We start from the raw sequence: 24,952 nt of genomic DNA, 5'->3' as shown, positions 1-24,952 counted from the left end.
ATTATCACCAAAATCTATTATTAGTTATTTTTAATATTTACCGGATCGAAAAATAGAAATTACAAGCAGCAGCCCCAAAATTCCTGCAAAAGAATAACCAATAAAACCTAAAAGAGGAATATTAAAAATAGTTGGTTCCATATTTGTCTGAATTAGTAAAGTTGAACCAATTATTAAAGAAGCAATGATTAAACTCATAGACAGCCGATTTGAGATTATATCAATTCTGGAAATAAGATTCTCCAGATTAGTGTGTCTAAAATTAATAGTAAAATCATCCTCCACAAGTTTGCTTAAAACAGTTTTTAACTGATTATTTAGCTCATGTTTTTTGCGTCCGAACTTCCAGATTTCAGATCCCACTCTGGAGATGATTTTATCCACCTGCATCCGATCATCTAAAATATCAGAAATGAAACTTTTTCCAACTTCAACTACATTAAAATCTGGATCAAGATCCTGACCGACACCCTCACTAACTGCAATGGCTCTAAATAATAAAAAGAAATCTTGCGGCATTCTAATCTGATGTTCATAAATAAAATACTGCAGATCTTCAAAAACTGCTTTAATTTCAATATTAGCTAGATCACTGCCATAATAACGATCCAGAATTTTCTCCATATCCAGCTGAAATCTTCTGCGGTTAAAATTGTCTGGCTTACTGCCAAGGATCAAGATTACATCCATTAAAACATTTATTTTTTTATTAATCAGGGCATAAAAAAGCAGTGCCATTAGATCTCTATCCTCTTCTGTGATCCGACCTACCATTCCAAAATCAACATAGGCAATAGTCTTTTCACCGGTTATAAAAATATTCCCCGGATGTGGATCAGCATGGAAAAAACCATTAATTAATACCTGCCTCATTAATGCTTTAGCTCCAAGTTCAGCAATAAATTTATTGTGAGGATGACTCTGATCTACCTCTCTAAGTTTCATTCCTTTGATTTCTTCCATAATTAAAACATTAACAGTCGAAATTTCCGAATATACTTCTGGAGCGGTTATATAGGGATTATCAGCAAAATCACTGCGGAAACGAATAATATTTGCCATTTCTCCTTTAAAGTTTAACTCATCTTTAATTGTCCTCTTAAATTCCTGTATAATCTCTAATGGTCTGATTACTGAATTAAATAAATCTCTTTCTTCAGCCTGTTTAGCAAGATTTTCCATTATCTCTACATCAACACTAATTTTTTTATCAATTCCAGGTCTTTTAACCTTCATAATAGCATTTTTGTTGTTTTTTAAAACAACCTTATGTGTTTGAGCAATTGAAGCAGCTGCTGTTGCTTCTTTTTCAATTTTAATTATTTCATTTTCAAATTTATCCCCCAGCTCAATTTTTAAAAATTCTTCTATTTCTTCAAAATCTTCTGGAGGCACCTTATCCTGAAGCTTTCTCATTTCTGCTATAAATACTGGAGGAAAAACATCAGCTCTGGTACTTAAAAGCTGACCTAATTTTATATATGCCGGACCTAATTCCTGTAAAACTTCTCTAATTTTAACAGCAAGCATTTTACCGGTTGGTCTTTCTGCAGTATTTATTCTTTTTCTAAAAGGTAAATATTTATTTAAATCTAGCTGAGAAATTATAAAACCAAGCCCATTTTTAACAAGAATCTGTGCGATTTCACTATATCGTTGAAAATGCCGGTAGTGTTTGGGTAAGTTCATATCCATATTATCACAGCCTTTTTTAAAGTTAGAAACCCCTCCATTATTCAGGAGGGGTTATAGTCTTAAGTATTTTCTAATTATTATTTGCTGATTTTTTCCTGCCAGGTTACCAATAAAGGACTGGCCACAAAGATTGAAGAATAAGTACCAGCAAACATTCCAATAAAGAGAGCTAACATAAAGGTCTGAATTGAAGCTCCTCCAAAGAAATAAATAGCTAAAATCGTAATCAAAGTAGTTATTGAAGTATTAATTGATCTTGGTAAAGTATCAACAACTGCAGTGTTAGCCTGTTTTATAAAGGGCACTTTATGCATCATCTTCATATTTTCCCTGATTCTATCAAAAATAACAATTGTATCATTAATAGAATAACCTATAATTGTTAATATTGCAGCTACAAATGGAGTGTTTATTTCTCTCCCTAAAATAGCGAAGATCCCAACTGTAATTAAAACATCATGCATCAGAGTTATGATAGAAACCGCAGCAAATCTAAATTCAAAGCGGAAAGAAATATAAGCAACTATAGCAATCGAGGCTGCAAGCATTGCCAGTAAAGCATTGACCCTCAATTCTCTACCAATAGTTGGACCTACCATCTCTGTCCTCAGCATCTCTGCAGATTCAAATTCGTCTCTAATTGCATTATCAACAGCAACAATTTCTTCTGACTCTAAGGTTTTAGCTCTGATAATCACACCATGTTCACCGGCAGTTTCAGCCTGCTGGATTTTACTGTCGGCAGCAATCTCAATTTTTTCTAAAACTCCTCTAACTTCTTCTGTCGAAACATTTTCTTCAAAACTAAACTCCATTAACGTTCCACCATTAAAATCAATACCTAAATTCAAACCATTTATTAATAAAAACAATAATCCAATAACAATTACTGTAAGCGAAATCGTATACCAAATTTTTCTTTTTCCTAAAATATCCACTTTATTACCCCTTTCTGACCCCGAAAGATTTATTTTCACGTAATAATTTACTGCCAGCAAAAATATCAATTACATTTCTGGTAACAAAAAAAGCAGTAAACATACTGACAATAATACCTATGCCCAGTGTAACAGCAAATCCTCTAACTGTACCACTAGTAAAATAGGCCAGAATAAGAGCAGTCATAATTGTAGTAACATTAGCATCAATAATGGTCGTATAAGCTCTTTTAAAACCAGCATCAATAGCTGCGCGAAGTGTCTTACCTGATTTCAATTCGTCTTTTATGCGCTCGAAAATAATAATATTAGCATCAACCGCCATACCAATAGAAAGAATTAGTCCTGCAATACCAGGTAAAGTTAGTGTTGCCTGTAGGCCTGCCATTGTTCCCATTAGAATCAGACCATAAATTGCCAGAATAACAGCAGCCAAGACTCCAGGGAACCTATAATAAAATACCATATAAATAGCTACTAATAAGAGACCAAGAAGCCCAGCTCTAATACTCTTTTGGATTGAAATTTCTCCAAGAGTAGGTCCAACTGTCCTGGTTTCTATAACCTCAACCGGGACCGGTAAGGCACCTTCTCTGATTAGTATTGCATCTTCTTCAGCTTCCTGAATTGTTTCATAACCTGTAATTTGACCTCGTTCCTCAATTACAGCCTGAACTGTAGGATTAGTCAGCTGTTCATCATCAAGATAAATACCTATTTTTTCTCCAATATACTGTCTCGTTATGTCCGCGAATTGATCAGAACCCTCATCAGTTAAAGTAAAGGCAATTACTGGTCTACCATACTGATCATGATCAGCCCGTGCATCATGAACCGCTTCGCCAGTCATCAATACTTCCCCGGCAGAATTCTTAAAAGTTAACATTGCAGTTCTACCGATTGTATTAATCGCTTCATTTGGGCTATCTACCGCCGGCAGCTCGACAATTATTCGGTCACTACCCTGCCGCTGAATTAAAGGTTCACTTAAACCCAGCTGATTTACACGACGCTCAATTACACTCTGAATCCCAGTCATCACAGTATCATTTATTTCTCTTTCTGCTGTAGGTTGAGCCTGTAAAACTATATGGGCTCCACCCTGTAGATCAAGACCTAAATTTATACCGTGCTGCATATATAAAAAGGCAGCAAAGGCAATAATAGCTAAAATAACAATAAGTTTAATTCGTCTTTTTTGTTTATACCTCATTAAATAAATGTCCTCCTAACAATAAACAATTAATTTTCGAATGATAAATTGTAATTTTGATGATCAATAACCCTCATTTCAGTCAGAGGCCAGTAAACCCAGAAAGCTTGGCCTGAAATATCATCATATTCTACAAAACCCACAATACTGGAAAAACGACTATCAGCACTATGGTTTCTGTTATCCCCTAAAACAAAAACACTTGCTTCCGGGACTTCATAGGGGCCAAAATCCCCTATCATTTTTTCTGGTAAATAATTTTCCTCTAAAGCTTCGCCATTAACATAGGTAACTCCCTCATCAATATAAACAGTATCACCAGGAGTTCCTATCACCCTTTTTATATATTTTTGGCCTGGCGCTCCTTTAGGAGAAAACACTATTATATCTCCTCTTTCTGGTGGCTGAAATCTGTAAATGAATTTATTAACAAATAACCTCTCACCATCCTGAAGAGTATTAGCCATTGACCTTCCATCTACTACAAATGACTGGGCAACAAATGTAATAATAAAGAAGGCCAGTATTCCTGCTATTACTAAAGATTGCAAAAACTCTTTAATTGCATTTTTCACATTATTTCCCCCAGTTCTCAACTGAATAAATTATTTCTTTTCTGTTTCTGTTTCCTCATTATTTTCCAGCTTTTTATTACTGCTGTCGCTTTTTTCTTCTACTCTTGAAATAGCGCTTTTAACAAAATCAATATCAACATTGGAAGAAACTCTAATTCTAATATTGTTATCCTTAAGCTTGATTATTTTTCCTTTAATTCCACCTATAGTAACGATCTTATCACCGACACTAAGGTTATCCAGCATATTCTGATGTTCTTTTTTCTGTTTTTGTTGAGGTCTGATTAAAAAGAACCAAAAAATACCGAAAATTAAGACCCATGGTAAAATTGCATATAAATATTCCATTAAATATCCTCCTAATTAATTTTTTTCTCTCATAACTAATTCAACAATAATTATAATATTCCTGCTAAATGAGAAATATTATTTTAAAAATAATATTAATATCTTATTTTAATTTATATTTCTTATGAAATTCTTCTCTGAAGTTCATAAAAGTATCGGCTTCAATTGCTTCTCTTATTTCTTCGGCAAGTTTGAGCATAAAATATAAATTATGATAAGTTGTTAATCTAACTCCAAGAATTTCATTTCTTTTTAGTAAATGCCTAATATAACCACGACTATAATTCTGACAGACATGACAGTCACACTCAGAATCAAGAGCAGAAAAATCTTCTTTGTAAGTTGCATTTCTAATCGTTTTACGTCCCTGATGAGTAAAAACCTGACCGTGACGGGCGATCCTGGTTGGCATTACACAGTCAAACATATCTATACCATGGTAAATTCCTTCGATCAAATCTTCTGGAGTACCAACCCCCATTAAATACCTGGGTTTATCTCTGGGCATTAGAGGAGTTGTATAATCAAGCATTTTATACATTTCTTCCTTAGGCTCACCAACACTTAAACCTCCAATAGAATAACCCGGGAAATCCAACTTTACTGTTTGCTCTACACTTTGTTTTCTTAGTTCTGGATAGACTCCTCCCTGAATAATTCCAAATAAGGCCTGGCCTTCTGCTCCTTCCATTTCTTTTTTACATCTTTCCGCCCAGCGCAGAGTTCTATTTAACGAATTTTCAACATACTCCTGCTCAGCTGGATATGGAGGACACTCGTCAAAAGCCATAACTATATCAGAACCTAAATTCTGCTGAATTTGCATTGATTTTTCGGGAGAAATAAAGTGTTTAGAGCCATCCAGATGAGACTGGAAATAGACCCCCTCTTCTTCAATCTCTCTTAGATCAGCCAGAGAAAAAAACTGATAACCACCACTATCAGTTAAGATGGGTCGATCCCAGTTCATAAACTGATGCAGCCCACCAGCTCTAGCAATCAGATCATCTCCTGGCCTTAAATAAAGATGATAGGTGTTTCCCAGAATAATTTGAGATCCAATTTCTTTTAATTCTCTGGAAGTCATTGCTTTAACAGTTGCCTGAGTTCCTACAGGCATAAAAATTGGTGTTTGAATTTTACCATGGTCCGTAGTTATCTCACCCAGCCTGGCCTGTGATTTCTGGTTTTCTTTAAATAATTTAAAATCGAACAAACTAATCTTCCTTCCTATTTAAAATCAGCATTGCATCTCCCAGACTAAAAAATCTGAATTCCTCTTCTACAGCTCTCTTATACGCTTTTAAAATAAATTCTTTACCAGCAAGAGCAGAAACAAGCATCAATAAAGTTGATTTTGGAAGATGAAAGTTGGTGATTAAGGAATCAATTACTTTAAATTGATAACCAGGATAGATAAAAATATCAGTCCAGCCTTTATATTCACTCAGTTGACTATCCTGGGCGGCAGACTCTAAAGTTCTGGTAACAGTGGTTCCAACTGCTACAACTTTATTCCCTTTTGCTTTAACCTCTTTGATTTTTTCTGCAGTGTCAGCAGAAATTTCTGCATATTCTTCATGCATCTCATGGTCTTCAATTTCTTCACTTTTAACCGGTCTAAAGGTACCCAGGCCCACATGAAGAGTAATATAGTCCAGAATTATTCCATATTCCTGCAGTTCTTCTAATAAACGATCTGTAAAGTGCAGACCAGCAGTAGGAGCTGCTGCAGAACCTCTTTTTTGACTATATACTGTTTGATAGCGTTCTGGATCATCTAGCTTTTCATGAATATATGGTGGTAAAGGCATTTCTCCCAGTTTGTTTAATACTTCTTCAAAATCATAGTTTTCCTGGTCCCAGCTAAATTCTACAATTCTACCGCCAAAATCAGTATATTCCACTACTTCAGCTTCTAAAACATCTTCAAAATTAATCTTGACTCCTTTTTTAGCTCTCCGTCCAGGACGAACTAAAACTTCCCAGCGGCCCTCAGACAGCTCATTTAACAATAAGAGTTCAATTTCTGTTCCGGTTGGAACCTTTGCTCCGTATAATCTGGCAGGTATTACCCTGCTGTTATTCATAATAATCATATCTCCCGGTTCCAGATATTCTTTCAAATTATTGAAGATGTTTTCTTCAATTGTATTTTCCTGCGGATTTAAAACCATCAATCTCGACTCATCTCTCTCGGGCAGAGGTTTTTGGGCAATTAATCTTTCCGGGAGATTATAATCAAATTCTTCTACTTTCATTTAAAAATTACCTCCAAAATCATTTAACTTAATCAAATAATTAATTATTCCTTATTCTGTTTGATCTTTAGATGCTGATAGGCCTTAGTTGTTGCAACTCTTCCTCTGGGAGTTCTTTCTAAAAATCCAAGCTGCAGAAGATAAGGCTCATAAACATCTTCAATCGTTTCAGTTTCTTCACTAATCGCAGCTGCCAGGGTGTTTAATCCAACCGGGCCACCACTAAATTTAAGCATTATTGTTTTCAGTAACTTATGATCAATTCTATCAAGCCCCAGTTCATCGATTTCAAGCAGTTTTAAAGCAGCATCCACAACTTCCCTGTTAATTATACCATCTGCTTTCACTTCTGCAAAATCTCTTACTCTTTTTAAGAGGCGGTTAGCTATTCTGGGAGTCCCCCGGGAACGCCGAGCTATCTCCAGAGCACCATGATCAACGATTTCTATATTTAAAATATCTGCTGACCGGATAACAATTTCCTGCAGCTCATCTTGATCATAAAACTCCAGTCTGTTGATCACACCAAATCTATCTCTTAAAGGAGAGCTAAGTCTGCCAGCTTTGGTAGTAGCTCCTACCAGGGTAAATGGTGCCAGGTCAAGTCTTACCGAACGTGCACTTGGACCTTTACCAATAATTATATCCAGGCAGTAATCCTCCATTGCAGGATATAAAACCTCTTCCACAATCTTATTTAAGCGGTGAATTTCATCAATAAATAGAACATCACTCGGCTGTAAATTTGTCAGAATAGAAGCCAGATCTCCAGGTCGTTCTATCGCCGGTCCTGATGTCTGATGAATATTTACATTTAATTCATTTGCTATAATATTGGCCAGGGTGGTTTTACCAAGCCCTGGTGGTCCATAGAGCATTACATGGTCAAGAGCTTCTTTTCGATCACGAGCAGCCTGGATGAAAATTTTCAATTTTTCTTTTGATTTACTCTGACCAACATATTCCTCTAAGTTAAGTGGTCTTAATCCCTTATCAATAGAATTATCATCTTTTTTTTGTTTGGGAGAAACAACTCTTCTTTCATTTTCCATTATTATCTCTCCTTACCAAGCTGACTTAAAGTTAATCTGATTTTCTCAGAAAGATCCGCTTCCTCATTAAATTCTACTTCTCTAAGAGCACTATTTATCTCTGAAATCTTATAGCCTAGAGCAGTCAGAGCATCCACTATATCCTGACGCTCTTCATTAGATGTAAATTCTTCCTCTGCCTCCTGGCCATTTTTACTCTGCAGATAAGCAAAGTCTTCTAATTTGCTCTGGAGTTCCAGAATTAACCTTTGAGCAGTTTTGGGCCCAATACCAGATATTTCTTTTAAAACTACTTCATTTTTCTGCATGATAGCTGAAATAAATCTGGAAGCAGGCATTGTATTAATTATATTTAAACCTGCACTGGGACCGATGCCATTAACAGTTATTAAAATTTCAAATAACTCTTTGCCCATCTTTTCCGGAAAAGCAAATAACTTTAATGTATCTTCTCTAACATAGGTGTATGTATAAACTTCTATTTCTTCCCCAATTCTGGGCTGTTTTTTAAAACCTGCCAGCTCTAATTCATAACCAACTCCATTAATTTTTAATATAATTTTTGTGCTTTCAGAGTCAATTACCTCTCCCTCTAAATAGCCGATCATAATCTTTCCTCCCATCCAGAATGAGCACTGTAAACATGACCGTGACAGATAGAGATAGCAAGGGCATCAGCTGCATCATCAGGTCTTGGTATTTCAGATAGATTAAGCAGTGATTTTACCATCTGCTGAACCTGCATTTTATCAGCTCTTCCATACCCAACTACTGCCTGTTTAATCTGCAGTGGAGTATATTCAGCTACCTTTATTCCAGCCTGAGAACCTGCCAGCAGAATAACTCCTCTGGCCTGACCAACCACAATTGCTGTTTTAACATTTTTATTAAAAAACAATTCTTCTACTGCCATTTCTTCCGGTTTAAACTCTTTAATTAAAGCTTCAATATTTCTATGAATAATTTCTAGTCTTTCTACATCACTTTTATCAGCTGAAGTCTTAATAACTCCATATTCTAAAACGTCAAAATGATTTGTTTCTTTGTCTACCAGAGCATAACCAATAGTTGCCAGCCCCGGGTCAATACCTAAAATACGCAAATGCCACACCCCATTCAAACTAATGTTTGAAGTAATTATATCACACATAGTTAATTATTAAAACAAAAAAATAAAGACACTGCTGAACAGTGCCCTTATTAAAATCTAAATCTATTTTATAACAAATAAATTAAAATTAGATTAACTTTTAACTAATCTTCTTCAGCTTCAATTTCAGCTCTTATCTCGTCTGGAATATTAAAATTAGAATATAAATCCTGAATATCATCATGATCTTCCAACTGATCCATTAATCTCAGCATCTTTTTGGCATCACTCTTATCTAAAGTAACCTCATTATCAGGAATCATAGCTAAATCAGCTGATTCAAATTCATAACCTGCTTCTTCTAGAGCTTCTCTGGCAGATTCATAATTGCCTGGATCAGTATAAATAACAGCTTCTTCTTCCCCATATTCTAAATCTTCTGCTCCAGCTTCTAATGCTTCTAATAACAGTTCTTCTTCTCCAACCTCAAATTCATTGAGATCAATTACAAGTTCACCCTTGCGCTGGAACATCCAGGAAACACATCCATTAGAACCTAGATTACCACCATTTTTATCAAGAATGTGACGCACTTCTGAAGCAGTTCTGTTTCTGTTATCAGTCATAATATCAAGATATAAGGCAACTCCGCCTGGTCCATATCCCTCATAAACAAAGGACTCGTAAGTCATTCCTTCTAAATTACCTGTACCACGTTTAATTGCTCTCTCAATATTATCATTCGGCATATTATTATCTTTAGCTTTTTGAATAGCCATTCTGAGATCGGCATTCATTTCTGGATCTCCGCCACCTTCTCTGGCAGCCACAGCTATTTTACGACTTAATTTTGAAAACAATTTACCTCTTCTCTTATCTTCTTTTTGCTTTTTATGCTTTATATTAGCCCACTTGGAATGTCCGGCCATATAATAACCCTCCTTAGATCATATTACACTTCTTCAATCAGTTTGCAGTTTATTGTACCATAAATATTATCAATTTTCAATATTATGAGCCTCTAAAATCTTTGTTAAATCTTTAAGTAGAGTATAGATCATCTCTAATTCTTTTTCATCTCTATTTAAAAGCAAATCTGTTATATTCGAAATCTGAATACTGGCCTCAGAACTCAAATTATAATTAATTAGTAATTTATCAACTCCAATATCAAGCGCGTCAGCAATATTTAGCAGAGATTTTAATGATGGCTCTTTTTCTCCTCTTTCCACCTGACCAATATATGTATAATGAAGTCCAGCTTTTTCACCCAGGTTTTCTTGAGTTAAGTCCTTGATTTTACGATATTCTTTAATCTTTTTCCCAATATATTCTTTTTTCATTCTGCTCACCTCTAATATATATCTTAAAGTTTAGAGCAGTTGATTTGAAGATAATATAGGTATTATAATCAAGTAAATAGGTATTATTAAAGCATTTAGGTATTTTTAAATACTTTTTACCTGCTTCATAAGAGTTATAGTCTAATATCCAAAAGACCACAGCCAATTAGCTATGGTCTTAAAAAGATTTATTGATGTGCCTTTAAATCATGGATTAAAGAAATTAATTTTTCTCTGCCCCCATTATTCCAGCCTTCTATAAAATTAATAATTTTTTCTCTGTCATAATTATTTAAATTTTTTCCTAGAGAATCTAAATCATGATTATCTAAATCTTTCATTAAATCTATAGCTTTTTTAAGAGGATACTGAATTTTATAATATATCTGATCAACCATTATTTACCTCCTCAAGCTTTTTAACTAAACTTTCCAATCTGGGCATTGTTTCCCGTTCAATGTATCTTATGTAACCCTCAAGTGTTATAATTCTATTATCCAGAACTTTATTACTCATTTCAGGAGAATAATCATTAAATTGTTCTGTTTTATTTACTGCTGTGTCAATATATTCTATTGCATCTATTAGTTCTTTCTCCATCTCAACACCTCTTTTTTGAGTTTTATAAAAATTTAAAAAATAATAATAGGCAAAAAAAATAAGTTAACCTATAAGCCGAGTTCTGTATTAGATGATCATCTATCTAGGGGAACAGTTACCTGTACCCTCAAGCGTCCTTACCCGGAGAAAAGCGGATCACTTTTATATTCTCCCTATTTGGACTTACTCCAGATGGGGTTTACCTGGCATTCCAGTTACCTGAAACCCGGTAAGCTCTTACCTTACCTTTTCACCCTTACTTATTAAGAAAAGGTTTTAAAGAAAACCTTTCATAAAAGCGGTATATTTCTGTGGCACTAGCCTGGGAGTTACCTCCACCGGGGATTACCCGGCATCCTATCCTGTGGAGCTCGGACTTTCCTCATCTTAAAAGATGCGATCATCTGGTTAACTTATTTTTTTACCATATAAAGTATACCACCAGAATTATTATATGTCAAGCAGTTTACTCAAGTTAAAAAGACCGCAATAATAGTGGTTACTGATAGTTCCAGGGGTCTGTATTTACCACTGACTGAATAAAGTTTAATTCCTTTTTTAATTTTGAGGATGCTATTTTATTTAATCTATCTGATAATAGTTCCTTAACAAATTTTTCGCTGCCATAGTGCCCAAAATCAACCAGAGACAGCCCAAGTTCTTCTGCTGTCTGAGCTTCATGAAACTTAACATCCCCGGTTAGATATAAATCTGCACCCTGATAATGAGCATCTTTTATAAAATCTGCTCCACTACCGCTGCAGAGGGCAACCCTTTTAATTTTCTTGTTTGCCCTGACCACTTTTATTTGCTCCAGCTTATAAACTTCTTTTATTTTCTTTAAAAGCTCATCCAGTTTAATTTCTGATTTTAAATCTGCAATTCTACCAATTCCCTTTTTGCTTTCTAGGTTTTCCATTTTATATAAATCCCAGGCAGGTTCCTCATAAGGGTGGACTTTTAATAATTTATTAATAACCTGATTTAAATTTTCGGGGTCTATAATTGTTTCAAATCTATATTCTTCAATTTCATTTATTTCCCCTTTATCACCCAGATAAGGTTCAGCCTCAGTTAGAGGTTTAAAACTACCCTTTCCCTGCTGGTAAAAGCCAGTATGACTGTAGTTTTTATACTTTCCAGCACCTTGAGCATAAAGGGCATCTCTTACTTCTTCAAATTTATCTTCTGGAATAAAAGTCACCAGTTTATAATAGTTTTGACTGTTCGTTGTTTTTAGAATAGATATATTTTCTACATCCAACTTTTTAATCAAATAATCATTTAAACCTGCTGCTGCAATATCTAAATTTGTATGTGCAGAAAATAAGGATATATTATTTTTAATTAATTCAAAAATTAATTTACCACTCTGGTTTTGAGCATCAATTGCTTTAATTCCATTAAATATAAAAGGGTGATGAGTAATAATCAGCTGGCAGTTTTTTTCTACTGCTTCTGTTAAAACTTTCTGGTTAAAGTCAAGAGCCAATAATACATTTTTTACTTCTTGAGTACCATCACCAACCTGCATTCCGACATTATCCCAATCTTCTGCCAGTCTGGCAGGAGCAAGTTTTCCCATTAATTGTATAACTTCAGCAACCTTCGCCATAAAATGACCTCCTTAATTTTGACAAATAAAAATCAAATTAACATAGAATAACTTTTAAAAACTAATCTTAATATTTGTAAACTTTTATTTTTATATAAATCAAAAAAACCCCGCTCTAATTAAAGAACAGGGTGTTTATATTCCTTGGTGGGCCCACCAGGATTCGAACCTGGGACCAACCGGTTATGAGCCGGTTGCTCTGACCAGCTGAGCTATGGGCCCTCTACAAAAAACAAATCGTTTATTTGTGACGACAAGAATAATTATATGATAGAAATCAGCACAGGTCAAGAGTTATTTTAATTTTTTTATGAGAAATATTAATGATAATACTGTAATATCTCATAAATACTTCCAGTTACCCATTTATGCTCTTTAATCCAGATAATCTTTCAGCTTTTTACTGCGGCTTGGATGTCTTAATTTGCGCAGTGCCTTAGCCTCAATCTGTCTGATTCTTTCTCTGGTAACACCAAATTCCTTACCCACTTCCTCTAAGGTTCTGGGACGACCATCTTCTATTCCAAATCTAAGTTCCAGAACTCGCTTTTCTCTATCAGTAAGAGTATCTAAAACTCCATCCAGCTGTTCTTTAAGCAGTATATATGATGCTGCAGAAGCAGGGGCAGGAGAATCAACATCTTCAATAAAATCACCAAGGTGACTGTCTTCTTCCTCTCCAATTGGAGTTTCTAGAGAAACAGGTTCCTGAGCAATTTTCATAATCTCTCTTACCTTATCAGCTGAGATATCCATTTCTTCACCAATTTCTTCAGCTTTGGGTTCTCTTCCCATTTCCTGAAGCAGTTGTCTGGAAACTCGGATTAATTTGTTAATCGTTTCTACCATATGAACTGGGACTCTAATTGTTCTTGCCTGATCGGCAATAGAACGTGTTATAGCCTGTCTAATCCACCAGGTAGCATAAGTACTAAACTTATAGCCCTTAGTGTAATCAAATTTTTCCACGGCCTTCATTAGTCCCATATTACCTTCTTGAATTAAATCAAGAAAAAGCATTCCGCGACCAACATATTTTTTAGCAATACTAACTACAAGCCTTAAGTTGGCTTCAACCAGCTGCTGTTTGGCCCATTCATCACCCTGTTCCATTCGTTTAGCCAGCTCTACCTCTTCATCAGCAGTTAATAGATCAACTTTACCAATTTCCTTTAAATACATTCTAACAGGATCCTCTATACCGACACCTTTAGGGATACTCAAATCAAGACCACTATTCTCATCATCTTCATCTTCCTCATCTTCTTCTAATTTCGAATTAACAATCTCAATATTCATGTCACTAAAAATATCATATATTTTCTCTATATCTTCGGAATCTAAATCAATGTCTTCCAGGGCATCCATAATTTCTTCATATGTCAATTCCCCTTCTTTTTTACCACGATTGACAAGATCCTTAACTTCATCTATTTTAGCAGGACTTATATTTTTTTCAGCCACTTTAGTCCCTCCTTTCAATATTGTAATTTAAACTGTAAAAAGTTAATAAAATACGATTTAATTTATCCAGACTTAATTCTTTTCTGCTGAGCAGACTGCATAATTTCTTTTTATTTCTGGAAATCCGTTTAGAACTTAAATAATCTGCCAGTTCCAAAATATGATCCCTGCTTAAGAAATTATCCTGTTTAACAAGAATTTCGGACCAGTAAGATAATAATTCATCACCTAAGTTATCCTTAACTTTATCTAATTGAACAGAATTACTAATCACACTTCCTTTAAAAAGATGTCCTGCCAGCTGAGCAGTTCTACCATTAAAATCATTTTTAGAAAGTCTGGCAGCCAGCTCCTCTCTCAAAGCAGGATTACTGATATAATGAGCCAGAATTTCTTCTTCAACTTTTTGATAATATGATAATTGCGAGTATAAGTCAAATTCTTTTTCTGATTGCTTATTTTGTTTTTCTCTATTTCTTTGATAATTCCTGCTTTTAATTTGCCTAAATTCTTTTTCCACTTCTTCTGCCAGTACATCAGCTTTAAACTTAGTTTTAGCTGCTGCTCTCTCAATATAAATTTCTCTTTCTAAATTATCCTCTACTTCACTCAGAAGTTCAACAATCGATCTTAAAACTTTTTTTCTGACTCCAGGTTCCGAAAGATTTTTATTTTTTATTATCATATTTATTTTAAAATCTATTAAGTTTACTGCATCCTCAATCAAGTTATTAAAAGCTTCCTCTCCTTCATCTTTTAATAATTGATCTGGATCACTGCCTTCCTGAAGTTGAATAACCTTAACATTAATTCCAGTTCTACTTAATATATCAAGACCTCTTAAGGTTGCCTTATTACCCGCTGTATCAGCATCATAAGCAATATAGGCATTTTCGGCATATCTTTTAATTAACTTTGCCTGTTCTTCAGTAAAAGCAGTACCTAAAGAGGCAATAGAATTTTTAAATCCATTTTTATGAGCCTGAATAACATCTGTATAACCTTCCATAATAATACAGCTATTCTGCTCCCTAATTGAATCTTTAGCGAGATGTAGACCATATAAATTCTTCTTTTTACTAAAGATAGGTGTTTCAGGAGAATTTAAGTATTTGGGTCCATATTTATCTTCACTTTCTAAAATTCTACCTCCAAAAGCTATTACTTCCCCTCTATTATTAAATATTGGGAAAATAACTCTATTTCTAAATTTATCATAATGCGAATTGTTTTTTCCTTCACTGATTAAACCTGCTTTTTTTATTAAATCAATACTAAAACCTTTTTTCTGCAAAAAATTTAATAAAAGCTGCCATTCATCAGCTGCAAAACCGAGATTAAACTCTTCTATATCAGCTTCGTTAAATCCCCGTTCTTCTAAATAATTATATGCTGCTTTTCCCATCTCCGTTTCAGTTAAAAGATAATTATAAAAGCGAGCAGCTAAATTATTTAAAGAAAAAAGCTGTTCTCTTACTTTATACTGCTGCCGCTGCTGATTACTCATGTCAGGTAATTCCATACCTGTTCTTTCAGCCAGCATTTTCAATGACTCAACGAAGGTTAAATTTTCAATTTCCATCACAAAATTTATTGTATCACCACCAGCACCACAACCAAAACAGTGATAAAAATTATTATCAGGATTGACAAAAAATGATGGTGTTTTTTCACTGTGAAAAGGGCATAAACCCTTATATCTATTACCTGTTTTTTCCAATTCAAGATAATCAGAAACTAAGTCAACAATATCAACATTTTCTTTTACCTCATTTATAAAATCATCTGAATATCTGGCCAATTTATCCACCCTGACCTTAATTTATTTACTCTAAAAAATAATTTACTGTTGTAATTATATTTCTCTAAAAAAATAATTTATCCTTCATTTATTTGTAAAAGCAAATTGAAATTTATCAATTTTTGTCGAACCACGGTGTAGGAATAAAAAATTTCCTGCCGAGATTAATAGCATAACGGTCTGTCATTCCAGCTATATAATCAACTACTGCCTGTTTATGATTTTTTTCAAATTCTAAATATTCGTCCGGTATATAATTAATATTATCCATAAAAAATTCATAGAGCAGTTTTAATAATCTTTTTGCCTTACCCTCTTCACTTTTACCTTCAGAACCAATATAAACATTTTCAAAAAGAAAGTTCCTTAACTTCTCAGTTGCAGCTTTTACCTCAGCTGAACGTTTTATCTCATTCTGCTGCCAGCTGGAGTTAATCAAATCTCTGACCATTATATCTATTCTCTGAGAGTGACTATCACCCAAAACAGAAACTGCAGCTGGGGGTAAATCATTCTGGTTGATAATTCCGGCTCTCAGAGCATCATCAATATCATGATTAATATATGCAACCCGATCTGCAATTCTAACTATCTGGCCTTCCAGGGTAAAGGGCTTATTGCTGCCGGTATGGTTTAAGATCCCATCTCTAACCTCAATACTCAAATTAAGCCCTCTGCTGCCGCTGCTTCGCTTTTCTATAAGATCAACCACTCTCAGGCTCTGCAGATTATGATTAAACTCTGATCCAGTAATTTCTGTTAGTGCAGCTTCTCCAGCATGACCAAAAGGAGTATGCCCCAGGTCATGTCCCAGGGCAATAGCTTCTACTAAATCTTCATTTAATTTAAGAGCTCTGGCGATTGTACGAGCAATCTGAGAGACCTCCAGAGTATGAGTCAGACGGGTACGGTAGTGATCACCCTCAGGTGCAATAAATACCTGAGTTTTATGCTTAAGCCGTCTAAAAGCTTTTGAATGAATAATTCGATCCCGATCTCTCTGAAAAATTGTACGTATTTCAGAGCCAGTTTCTTCTTTTAACCGGCCTCTGCTGGCTGAACTCAGGCAGGCAAAGTCTGACAGCTTTTCTTTTTCCCATTCTAGTTGTTCAACTCTGGAAAACATAATATCAGCTCCTAATCATTGAAGTATGACAGTACCTCTACAGCAGTTTCTTCTATAGTTTTATCTGTAACATCGATTATAGGACAGCCGATTTTTTCCATTATTGAATCGGCATATTCAAATTCTTCCTTAATTCTTTCTTTTGCCGCATAGGTTGCATCATCACCAAGTCCCATTTTTTTTAGTCTTTCGATCCGAATATCATTTAACATCTCTGGGTCTATGGTTAAACCAACCACTTTCTCAGCGTTATCTTTTAAAACTGAAGGATGTACTTCCACCTCGGGTACAAGCGGCACATTGGCAGTTTTATAACCTAAATATGAGAGGTGAACAGAAAGTGGAGTCTTTGAAGTTCTTGAGACTCCTACCAGAACTATATCTGCTTCCGCAATTCCTTTTGATTCATTTAAGTCATCAAATTTAAGAGTAAATTCCATTGCCTCAATTCTCTTAAAATATTCTTCATCTAATTTATATTTTAGAGCAAATTCCTCTCTGGGTTCTACATTCAATCTACCAGCAACCATAGCTAAAGGTTTTTTCATCATATCTATATATTCTAAATTATTTTTTTCTGCTGCCTGATTTAAATAATCTCTCATCTCATTTTTAACAAAAGTATAAGCAATAATTGCATTTTCTTCTTTAGCCTTTTTCATTATTTCGTCAACCCTATCAAGAGAGCGCACAAAGGAGAATGTCTTTATTTTAATCTCATGCTCCGGAAATTGTCCCACAGCTGACTCCATTAAATGCTTGGCAGTTTTACCAGTTGAGTCTGAAACTGCAAAGGCAACAACATTTTTTTCATTCATAATATTCACCCCGTTTTAATTATTAGTCTAGAGCTATTTCTTCAATATCCATTACCTCTGACATTAATTCTGCAATACGGGTTAATAAAGCCAGACGATTATTTTTAAGTTCACTGTCGTCAACCATCACCATTACATTATCTAAGAAAGCATCAATATATTGCTTTAATTCTACCAGCAGGTAAAACCCTTTTTGATACTGACTGGAAGCAAAAAACTCTTTGATTTCAGATTCTCGCTGATTAAACTCTTTATATAGTTCTTTTTCTTCAACTTCAACCAATAATCCTGCTTCAATTTCGAATTTATTTTCAGCCTTTTCGCCAAGATTTTTCGCTCTGACTAAGCCCCGAATTAAATCAACAAATAAACTGGGGTTTTCAGACCTAAAGTCCATTAATTTATGAGCTCTCTGATAAAGATCAAGCAGGTTTTGATCCTTAATATTTATTACCGCATTGATAATATCATACCTTACATTTTCTTCTGCAAGTAAATTTTCCAGTCTCTGTTTAATAAATGCTTTTAAATCAGAAGCTGCCGAATTAAGATTATCTGGATTAATGGCAACTATCCTCATTGAAAATTTAATCACATCTTCAATATTGATTACTAAATTATTATCCAGAATAATTCTCAGCAGACCGGTGGCCTGTCTTCTTAAGGCAAAGGGATCCTGAGAACCACTTGGAATATTACCCAGCAGAAAATGACTGCTTAAATTGAATAATTTTTCAGCCATTGATAATACAGTACCACTTTTAGTTTCTGGTAATTCATCTCCAGCAAAACGTGGTAAATAATGCTCAAAAATAGCTTCTGCAGTTTCCCTGTCTTCTCCTTCTATAAGGGCATATTCTTTTCCCATTAACCCCTGGAGATTGGCAAATTCATTTACCATTTCTGTAGCTAGATCATTTTTACAGATCTCTGCTGCCCGAACTGCCATTTCTTTTCTAGCCGGATTATAACCTAAAAGATCAGCCAGTCGAGCAGTTATCTCCTGTAGTTTTTCTACTTTCTGATAAACACTACCTATATCTTTCTGAAAAACTATATCTTTAATATCCTGACTTCTATTTAAAAACCCATATTTTTGATCTTCAGCAAAGAAAAACTGGGCGTCATCAAGTCTTCCTTTTAAAACCATCTCATTCCCAGAAATAACCTGGTCAAGGTGCTCTCGACCACCATCACGCACACCGATAAATTCTGGCTGCAGTTGATTATCCTCGGTCATTACAGGAAAATACCGCTGATGTTTTTCCATAGCTGTTATTAAAACTTCCGGGGGCAGCTCTAAATATTCCTCAGCAAAGCTTCCTTTAAAAGCAGTGGGAAACTCAATTAAGTCTGTTACTTCTGCCAGCAGAGAATCTTTAATTACTGCCTGAGCTGATAAATCGAGCTCCTTAATTTCTTTTTTAATAATTTCTTTCCTTTTTTCTTGACTAACTATGATAGAGGCAGATTCTAAAGCAGAAAAATAATCTTCAACATTGTTTATCTCTACCTGACCCTCACTTAAAAAACGGTGACCAATACTATAGTTAGAGCTTTTAACTCCGGCAATTTCAAGTTCAATTTTTTCTGAACCAAATAAAACTAAAAGCCATTTAATTGGGCGAATAAATTCCATCTTAACACTACCCCAGCGCATTGCCTTAGGCAGAGGTACCTGGTCAACAATCTTCTTTAAAATCTCCGCTAAAATATCGGCTGTCTTTTCTCCTTTTTCCAATTTTTCTGCATATAAATATCCATCTTTTTCTACCAACTCACCTACTTCTACTCCCTGACCCCGGGCAAATCCTTCCCCGGCTTTGGTAGGCTTTCCAGCGTCATCAAAGGCAATATTTACTGCAGGCCCCCTCACAATCTCTCGCTGATCTTCCTGTTTTTCAGCTAAATCATTAACTGCAAGCACAAGTCGTCTTGGAGTAGAATACACATTCATATTTCCATAATCTAAATTATTATTTTCAAAGACTGCCGCTGCTGTTTTAAGATAATCTTCTCTAAATCTCTGCATAGAGGCAGCTGGCATTTCTTCAGTTCCTATTTCGAAAATTAGATTTTTTGCCATCATTATCACTCCTGCTCTCCTGAGTCTAAATAGCTGGCTGCACATGCATGAGCCAGTTTTCTAACTCTTTTAATAAATCTTGTTCTTTCAGTTACACTAATTGCTCCCCGGGCATCTAAAAGATTAAATGTATGTGAACATTTAAGCGTATAATCATAGGCAGCTAAAGGTAGTTCTGCTGCCAGAGAGTTTTCAGCTTCTGCTTCATAAATGTCAAATAAATCAAATAAACGATCGATGTCTGCAACTTCAAAATTATACTTAGACTGCTCAACCTCGTTTTGATGATATATTTTTCGATATTTAACACCTTCAACCCAGGTTAAATCATACACATTTTCAACTTCCTGTAAATACATAGCTATTCTCTCTAAACCATAGGTGATCTCTACTGTAACTGGATCGGCTTTAAAACCACCAACCTGCTGAAAATAAGTAAACTGAGTAATTTCCATACCATCAAGCCAGACTTCCCAGCCCAGACCCCAGGCTCCAAGAGTGGGCGACTCCCAATTATCTTCTACAAAACGAATATCATGTTTTTCAGGTTCAATACCCAGGGCTCGTAAACTATCTAAATAAATCTCCTGAATATTATCAGGTGATGGTTTCATAATTACTTGATACTGAAAATATCTCTGCAGACGATAAGGGTTATCACCATAGCGGCCATCAGTAGGTCGACGGCAGGGCTGGACATAAGCAGTATCCCATCCTTCTTTTCCCAGCGAACGCAAAAAAGTGGAAGGACTCATTGTTCCTGCACCTACCTCAGTATCATAGGGTTGTTCAATTACACATCCCTGTTCACTCCAAAATTTATCCAACGAAAATATAATTTCCTGGAAATTCATAAATGCACTTCCTCTCGTACTCTTTTTAATATTTTTCATTAAAATAAAACCTTATCCTTCAGGACAAGGCTCAAATTTAATCAACTATTCATTTTCCTGATTGTATAAAGAAATGATAATGATTTAGGTTTTAAATCAAGATGATAAATCAGAAATTTTTCTGATAGCTCATTAATTTTCTCTAAAATTTGATGAGAAAAATGTTCCGGCTTTAATTTAGAAATTTCGGCGAAAGTAATTTTATAAAGGGCTCTCATTTCATTTAAAGAAAAAAGGGTATATTTATAATTACTATCTTTAAAACAATTTTTGCAGATTGAACCACCTTCTTCTACACTGAGTGGGGTTGAGCCTTTAAGCTCAACTTTTTCTCCACAAACTGTACAATTCTCAATTTCTGGTTTAACCCCCAGCAGCAGTAGTAACTTCGCCTTGAAAACAGTCAAATAAAATAAAAGCTCTCCCCTTTCAGCCGCAGCCATTTTCTCTAAAATAACAGCTAAAAGAGAAAAAAGAGCCTGATCAGCTTCATCTTCCAGCCCGGCCCGTTCTACATATTCGGAAACAACACTGGCATAAGCCATATAATCAAGGTCTTCTCTTAGTTTGGTGTTCATTGCAATAGATTCGATATGATTTATTTTAGCCAGTGATTTTCCCTGATATAAGGTGAAATCATGATAACTAAAGGGCAAAACAAGACCGGAACGAGATTTGTTCCCCTTCCGGGCTCCTCTTGCTACAGCCTTTAATTTACCTTTTTCTCTGGTATATAAAGTAATCAGACGATCTGATTCACCTAAATCAAATTGCTTTAAGACTAATGCTTCCGTCTCAAAAGTTGCCACTTAATTCAACTCCCGTTATTCTTCATCATCTGTTACGATTGTTACGCCAGAACTTGCACCAATTCGGTTTGCGCCGGCATCAAGCATTTCTAAAGCCTGTTCAAAGTTTTTGATTCCACCTGAAGCCTTAACCCCAACATCTCGACCAACAGTTTTACGCATAATACTCACATCTTCAACTCTGGCTCCATAATCACCAAAACCTGTTGAAGTTTTAACAAAATCAACTCCTGCGTCTTTTGCAATCTCACAGGCCTTAACAATTTCTTCTTCATCCAGATAACAGCACTCCAGAATAACTTTCACAATAATATCAGAGCTAACACCTGCTTTTTTAGTAGCATCTACTACAGCTTTAATATCAGCTTTGAAAATCTCATAAGCTCCAGATTTAAAGGCCCCTATATTCATTACCATATCAATTTCCTGGGCACCATTTTTGATAGCATTTCTGGTTTCATAAGATTTAACTTCGGTAGTATTTGCTCCCAGAGGAAAACCAACTACAGTGCAGACCTTAACTGAACTTTCTTCCAATAATTTTGCAGATAAGGGAACATATATAGGATTTACACATACAGATGCAAATTCATGCTCTTTTGCTTCCTCACATAATTCTTTGATTTCGTCCACAGTTGCCGTCGGACTCAGATTTGTATGGTCAATCATTTTAGCCATATCACGAGGTTTGATCGCCATTTTTAAAACCACTCCTTAAATTCTTATATTTTTGCTTTATCAATATTCATATTCTACAAAGTTTGTCATAGTCCTGCAAAAATTTATTTATAACCCATTCTTTTAAGCAGATTATCTTTTTCTCGCCAGTCCTTTAAGACTTTAACCCAGAGATCAAGATAAACCTTGGTCTGCATTAGGTCTTCTATTTCTTTCCTGGCCTGCTGCCCAATTTTCTTTAACATCTTACCATTTTTACCAATAATAATCCCTTTATGTGATTTTTTTTCTACATAAATATTGGCCCTGATATAATAATCATCATTTTTTCTCTCTTTAACTTCTTCAACTAAAACAGCTACCCCATAAGGCACCTCTTCCCGGGTCAGATAAAAAATCTTCTCCCGGATCATTTCTGCAAAAACAAATCTTTCTATTTGATCTGTTATCATATCTTCTGGATAATACTGAGGACCTTCAGGTAGTTTTGAAAGAATTTCAGATAACAAATTATCCACATTCTTGTTATTTAGAGCTGAAATTGGAACAACCTCTTTACCTACCTTCTGGCTGTAATCTTTCTGCTTTTTTATTAGTTCTTTATTTGAAATTTTATCTATTTTATTCATAACATAGATAATTTCCTGCTCACTATTTTTTATCTGATCATAGATTAACTGATCATTTTTACCCCAGTAAGTACTTCCATCTAAAATAAAAATAATTACATCAATTCCATCTAAACTATTATATGCTTCATCCTGCATAAATTTATCCAGCTCATTACGAGGCTGGTGTATACCCGGTGTATCAATAAAAATTATCTGTCCATCATCCTCTGTATAAATTGCTTTAATACTGTTTCTAGTAGTCTGTGGTCTGGGAGAAATGATATTTATTTTTTCTCCAACCAAAGTATTAACCAGAGTTGATTTGCCAACATTTGGTCTGCCAATAACTGTTACAAAGCCTGATTTATAACTCATTGTTTTTCTCCATTGCAGAATCATTAAAAGCACCTGGCAGCAGCTCTGTGTTGGTCATTGTCAGTTCTTTTCCTTCTTCAGTCATCATAATTATCTCAATCTCACCATCAGCAAATTCACTTATCACCTGACGACAGGGTCCACAGGGAGTCACTGGCTTTTCTGTAGAGCTAACAATTAATAATGCTTCAATTTTTCTTTTACCCTGTGATACAGCAGTAAAAATAGCTGATCTTTCGGCACAATTTGTTAATCCAAACGATGCATTTTCGATATTTACACCAGTATATATTGAACCATCTTCCATTAAGACTGCTGCTCCTAAAGGAAAGTCTGAATAAGGCACATATGCATTTTTTTGAGCTTCTAAAGCTTTTTTGAACATTTTTTCTTTAATTTCTTTTTTCATTACTAACACCTCACAATATTGCTTTAAAATAAATATATATTTACATAGTCTTTTAATAAGTAATTTCAGTTCCATTAGGAACTACCTGAATCCAGGTCTGACCTGGATTAATCTCAATTTTATTACCAGCAGCATCTAAATATGTTATCTCCCCATTACTGTTTTCCCAGCTGCCTTTAATTACTATTCCATCTCTAAATAACTGCATCTCACCACCTGCAGCAAGATTAATATCCTGCCGATCCTGGCTGTCTTTGGTAGAAGTTTGAACATGCTGAACTATAATATTTTTAGCTCTTAATTGGTCTCCACTTTCTACCTGATGAGGATTATCCTTACTATTTAAGAATCTTAAATAGCTATTTTCTAAACTATTATATTCATATAAAACTTCATATGAACCCCAATAATCTATACTAATATTTTCTGCTTCTTCAAAATCACTGACTACAGAAGCTGTTAAAAAGTTAAACTGTTCCGGATATTCTTTTTCTGATAAATTAGTTAAATAAGTATTTAGTGGTTCTTTACCGGAATATAAGTTATGTGGTGCCCTTCTTTTGCTGCTTCTCCAGAAATATTGGCTCTGATAAATTTGATCTAAATGCAGAACATTGTCTGCCTGTAAAAGCTCAAATCCATCCGGACTGGCTCCAGCATGTAAAAATAGAGCCCCATAGGATTGAGCCGTTTCGATTAATGCCGGCCTGGCACTTCTAATTGGACCTATTTTTTCAGGAACTTCAGGCCAATAAATTGCCAGAAATCTTGTTATCCCACCTTCTAACATAAATTCATAAACTATCTCAGCCTCTCCTAAACCACTCTGGGGTCTGGCTGCCGGAGAATTTTCAATAGAAACAGCTACCGCTCGCTTATAATAATTTTGAGGAATTGGTAGTCCGGTAAAAGGAGAAACAGCAGTATAATTATTTTCCTGGACCTGGTCTTCTTCTGGACTTTCAGCTTCATATTCTTCTTCAATATTCTGGATTTCTTCTTTCAGATCTTCCTGACTCAATTCTTCCTGCTGAGCAGCATCTTCCTCTGACTGCTGTACCTGGTCCCCAGATTGAGGACTACAGGCTGTAAAAATCAACAAGGCAGTCAACAATAGCATCAGCAGGCTAAATAACTTCGACTTCATCTTCT

General features: G+C 35.0%; 26 protein-coding genes, 1 tRNA gene and 1 other RNA gene. All 28 read right to left on the bottom strand.

Annotated features, from left to right (window positions below; translation table 11 throughout):
• Positions 1 to 30: 30 nt before the first annotated feature.
• Positions 31 to 1,695 (bottom strand): ABC1 kinase family protein, encoded by a 1,665-nt coding sequence (locus C7958_RS05550; protein ID WP_111571666.1) that lies wholly within the window; start codon positions 1,693 to 1,695, stop codon positions 31 to 33.
• A gap of 77 nt (positions 1,696 to 1,772) precedes the next feature.
• Positions 1,773 to 2,633: a protein translocase subunit SecF gene (secF, locus tag C7958_RS05545; RefSeq protein WP_111571665.1), complete on the bottom strand. Its 861-nt coding sequence runs from the start codon at positions 2,631 to 2,633 to the stop codon at positions 1,773 to 1,775.
• 4 nt (positions 2,634 to 2,637) lie between these two features.
• Positions 2,638 to 3,846 (bottom strand): protein translocase subunit SecD, encoded by a 1,209-nt coding sequence (gene secD, locus C7958_RS05540; RefSeq protein WP_111571664.1) that lies wholly within the window; start codon positions 3,844 to 3,846, stop codon positions 2,638 to 2,640.
• Positions 3,847 to 3,875: 29 nt separating this feature from the next.
• Positions 3,876 to 4,421, bottom strand: coding sequence for a signal peptidase I (lepB, locus tag C7958_RS05535; protein WP_111571663.1), 546 nt, complete (start codon positions 4,419 to 4,421; stop codon positions 3,876 to 3,878).
• 30 nt (positions 4,422 to 4,451) lie between these two features.
• Positions 4,452 to 4,769 carry a preprotein translocase subunit YajC gene (gene yajC / locus C7958_RS05530; RefSeq protein WP_111571662.1) on the bottom strand — a complete coding sequence of 106 codons (318 nt, stop codon included), beginning with the start codon at positions 4,767 to 4,769 and terminating at the stop codon, positions 4,452 to 4,454.
• 103 nt (positions 4,770 to 4,872) lie between these two features.
• Positions 4,873 to 5,985 carry a tRNA guanosine(34) transglycosylase Tgt gene (gene tgt, locus C7958_RS05525; RefSeq protein WP_111571661.1) on the bottom strand — a complete coding sequence of 371 codons (1,113 nt, stop codon included), beginning with the start codon at positions 5,983 to 5,985 and terminating at the stop codon, positions 4,873 to 4,875.
• A gap of 1 nt (position 5,986) precedes the next feature.
• Complete coding sequence (queA, locus tag C7958_RS05520) at positions 5,987 to 7,030, bottom strand: tRNA preQ1(34) S-adenosylmethionine ribosyltransferase-isomerase QueA (protein ID WP_111571660.1); 1,044 nt, start codon at positions 7,028 to 7,030, stop codon at positions 5,987 to 5,989.
• A 44-nt stretch (positions 7,031 to 7,074) separates the two neighbouring features.
• Positions 7,075 to 8,082, bottom strand: a complete 1,008-nt coding sequence (gene ruvB / locus C7958_RS05515; RefSeq protein ID WP_111571659.1) for a Holliday junction branch migration DNA helicase RuvB — start codon at positions 8,080 to 8,082, stop codon at positions 7,075 to 7,077.
• A 2-nt stretch (positions 8,083 to 8,084) separates the two neighbouring features.
• A complete protein-coding gene (gene ruvA / locus C7958_RS05510) occupies positions 8,085 to 8,690 on the bottom strand; it encodes a Holliday junction branch migration protein RuvA (protein WP_111571658.1) in 606 nt (201 codons plus the stop codon).
• On the bottom strand, positions 8,687 to 9,184 hold the full coding sequence (gene ruvC, locus C7958_RS05505; RefSeq protein ID WP_111571657.1) for a crossover junction endodeoxyribonuclease RuvC: 498 nt from the start codon (positions 9,182 to 9,184) through the stop codon (positions 8,687 to 8,689). Before ruvC ends, ruvA begins: the two co-directional genes overlap by 4 nt.
• Before the next feature lie 152 nt (positions 9,185 to 9,336).
• Positions 9,337 to 10,101: a YebC/PmpR family DNA-binding transcriptional regulator gene (locus tag C7958_RS05500; protein WP_111571656.1), complete on the bottom strand. Its 765-nt coding sequence runs from the start codon at positions 10,099 to 10,101 to the stop codon at positions 9,337 to 9,339.
• Between the two features lie 69 nt (positions 10,102 to 10,170).
• Positions 10,171 to 10,515: a helix-turn-helix domain-containing protein gene (locus C7958_RS05495; RefSeq protein WP_111571655.1), complete on the bottom strand. Its 345-nt coding sequence runs from the start codon at positions 10,513 to 10,515 to the stop codon at positions 10,171 to 10,173.
• A gap of 188 nt (positions 10,516 to 10,703) precedes the next feature.
• Entirely contained in the window at positions 10,704 to 10,913 is a 210-nt protein-coding gene (locus tag C7958_RS05490) for a hypothetical protein (RefSeq protein ID WP_111571654.1), read from the bottom strand.
• Complete coding sequence (locus C7958_RS05485; RefSeq protein WP_111571653.1) at positions 10,906 to 11,115, bottom strand: hypothetical protein; 210 nt, start codon at positions 11,113 to 11,115, stop codon at positions 10,906 to 10,908. Before C7958_RS05485 ends, C7958_RS05490 begins: the two co-directional genes overlap by 8 nt.
• 55 nt (positions 11,116 to 11,170) lie before the next feature.
• An RNA gene (gene rnpB / locus C7958_RS05480) (RNase P RNA component class A) lies at positions 11,171 to 11,531 on the bottom strand.
• 83 nt (positions 11,532 to 11,614) lie between these two features.
• Entirely contained in the window at positions 11,615 to 12,730 is a 1,116-nt protein-coding gene (locus C7958_RS05475; RefSeq protein WP_111571652.1) for a Nif3-like dinuclear metal center hexameric protein, read from the bottom strand.
• Between the two features lie 145 nt (positions 12,731 to 12,875).
• A tRNA-Ile gene (locus tag C7958_RS05470) sits at positions 12,876 to 12,952 on the bottom strand.
• Between the two features lie 153 nt (positions 12,953 to 13,105).
• Positions 13,106 to 14,194, bottom strand: a complete 1,089-nt coding sequence (rpoD, locus tag C7958_RS05465) for an RNA polymerase sigma factor RpoD (protein ID WP_111571651.1) — start codon at positions 14,192 to 14,194, stop codon at positions 13,106 to 13,108.
• Between the two features lies 1 nt (position 14,195).
• A complete protein-coding gene (gene dnaG / locus C7958_RS05460) occupies positions 14,196 to 16,004 on the bottom strand; it encodes a DNA primase (RefSeq protein WP_243834297.1) in 1,809 nt (602 codons plus the stop codon).
• Between the two features lie 106 nt (positions 16,005 to 16,110).
• Positions 16,111 to 17,121, bottom strand: a complete 1,011-nt coding sequence (locus C7958_RS05455; RefSeq protein WP_111571649.1) for a deoxyguanosinetriphosphate triphosphohydrolase — start codon at positions 17,119 to 17,121, stop codon at positions 16,111 to 16,113.
• 11 nt (positions 17,122 to 17,132) lie between these two features.
• Positions 17,133 to 17,939: a pyruvate, water dikinase regulatory protein gene (locus C7958_RS05450; RefSeq protein ID WP_111571648.1), complete on the bottom strand. Its 807-nt coding sequence runs from the start codon at positions 17,937 to 17,939 to the stop codon at positions 17,133 to 17,135.
• Positions 17,940 to 17,961: 22 nt separating this feature from the next.
• Complete coding sequence (gene glyS / locus C7958_RS05445; protein WP_111571647.1) at positions 17,962 to 20,025, bottom strand: glycine--tRNA ligase subunit beta; 2,064 nt, start codon at positions 20,023 to 20,025, stop codon at positions 17,962 to 17,964.
• A 5-nt stretch (positions 20,026 to 20,030) separates the two neighbouring features.
• Positions 20,031 to 20,879: a glycine--tRNA ligase subunit alpha gene (glyQ, locus tag C7958_RS05440; protein WP_111571646.1), complete on the bottom strand. Its 849-nt coding sequence runs from the start codon at positions 20,877 to 20,879 to the stop codon at positions 20,031 to 20,033.
• Positions 20,880 to 20,959: 80 nt separating this feature from the next.
• Positions 20,960 to 21,727, bottom strand: a complete 768-nt coding sequence (recO, locus tag C7958_RS05435) for a DNA repair protein RecO (protein ID WP_111571645.1) — start codon at positions 21,725 to 21,727, stop codon at positions 20,960 to 20,962.
• Between the two features lie 15 nt (positions 21,728 to 21,742).
• Complete coding sequence (deoC, locus tag C7958_RS05430) at positions 21,743 to 22,426, bottom strand: deoxyribose-phosphate aldolase (protein WP_111571644.1); 684 nt, start codon at positions 22,424 to 22,426, stop codon at positions 21,743 to 21,745.
• An 83-nt stretch (positions 22,427 to 22,509) separates the two neighbouring features.
• Positions 22,510 to 23,391 (bottom strand): GTPase Era, encoded by an 882-nt coding sequence (era, locus tag C7958_RS05425; protein ID WP_111571643.1) that lies wholly within the window; start codon positions 23,389 to 23,391, stop codon positions 22,510 to 22,512.
• On the bottom strand, positions 23,381 to 23,800 hold the full coding sequence (locus C7958_RS05420) for a cytidine deaminase (protein ID WP_181453810.1): 420 nt from the start codon (positions 23,798 to 23,800) through the stop codon (positions 23,381 to 23,383). Before C7958_RS05420 ends, era begins: the two co-directional genes overlap by 11 nt.
• A 52-nt stretch (positions 23,801 to 23,852) precedes the next feature.
• Positions 23,853 to 24,947: a DUF3048 domain-containing protein gene (locus tag C7958_RS05415; RefSeq protein WP_111571642.1), complete on the bottom strand. Its 1,095-nt coding sequence runs from the start codon at positions 24,945 to 24,947 to the stop codon at positions 23,853 to 23,855.
• Positions 24,948 to 24,952 lie beyond the last annotated feature (5 nt).

The organism is Halanaerobium saccharolyticum, from assembly GCF_003259895.1.
GTDB classification, from domain to species: domain Bacteria; phylum Bacillota; class Halanaerobiia; order Halanaerobiales; family Halanaerobiaceae; genus Halanaerobium; species Halanaerobium saccharolyticum_A.
This window is presented reverse-complemented; position numbering and strand designations above follow the sequence as displayed.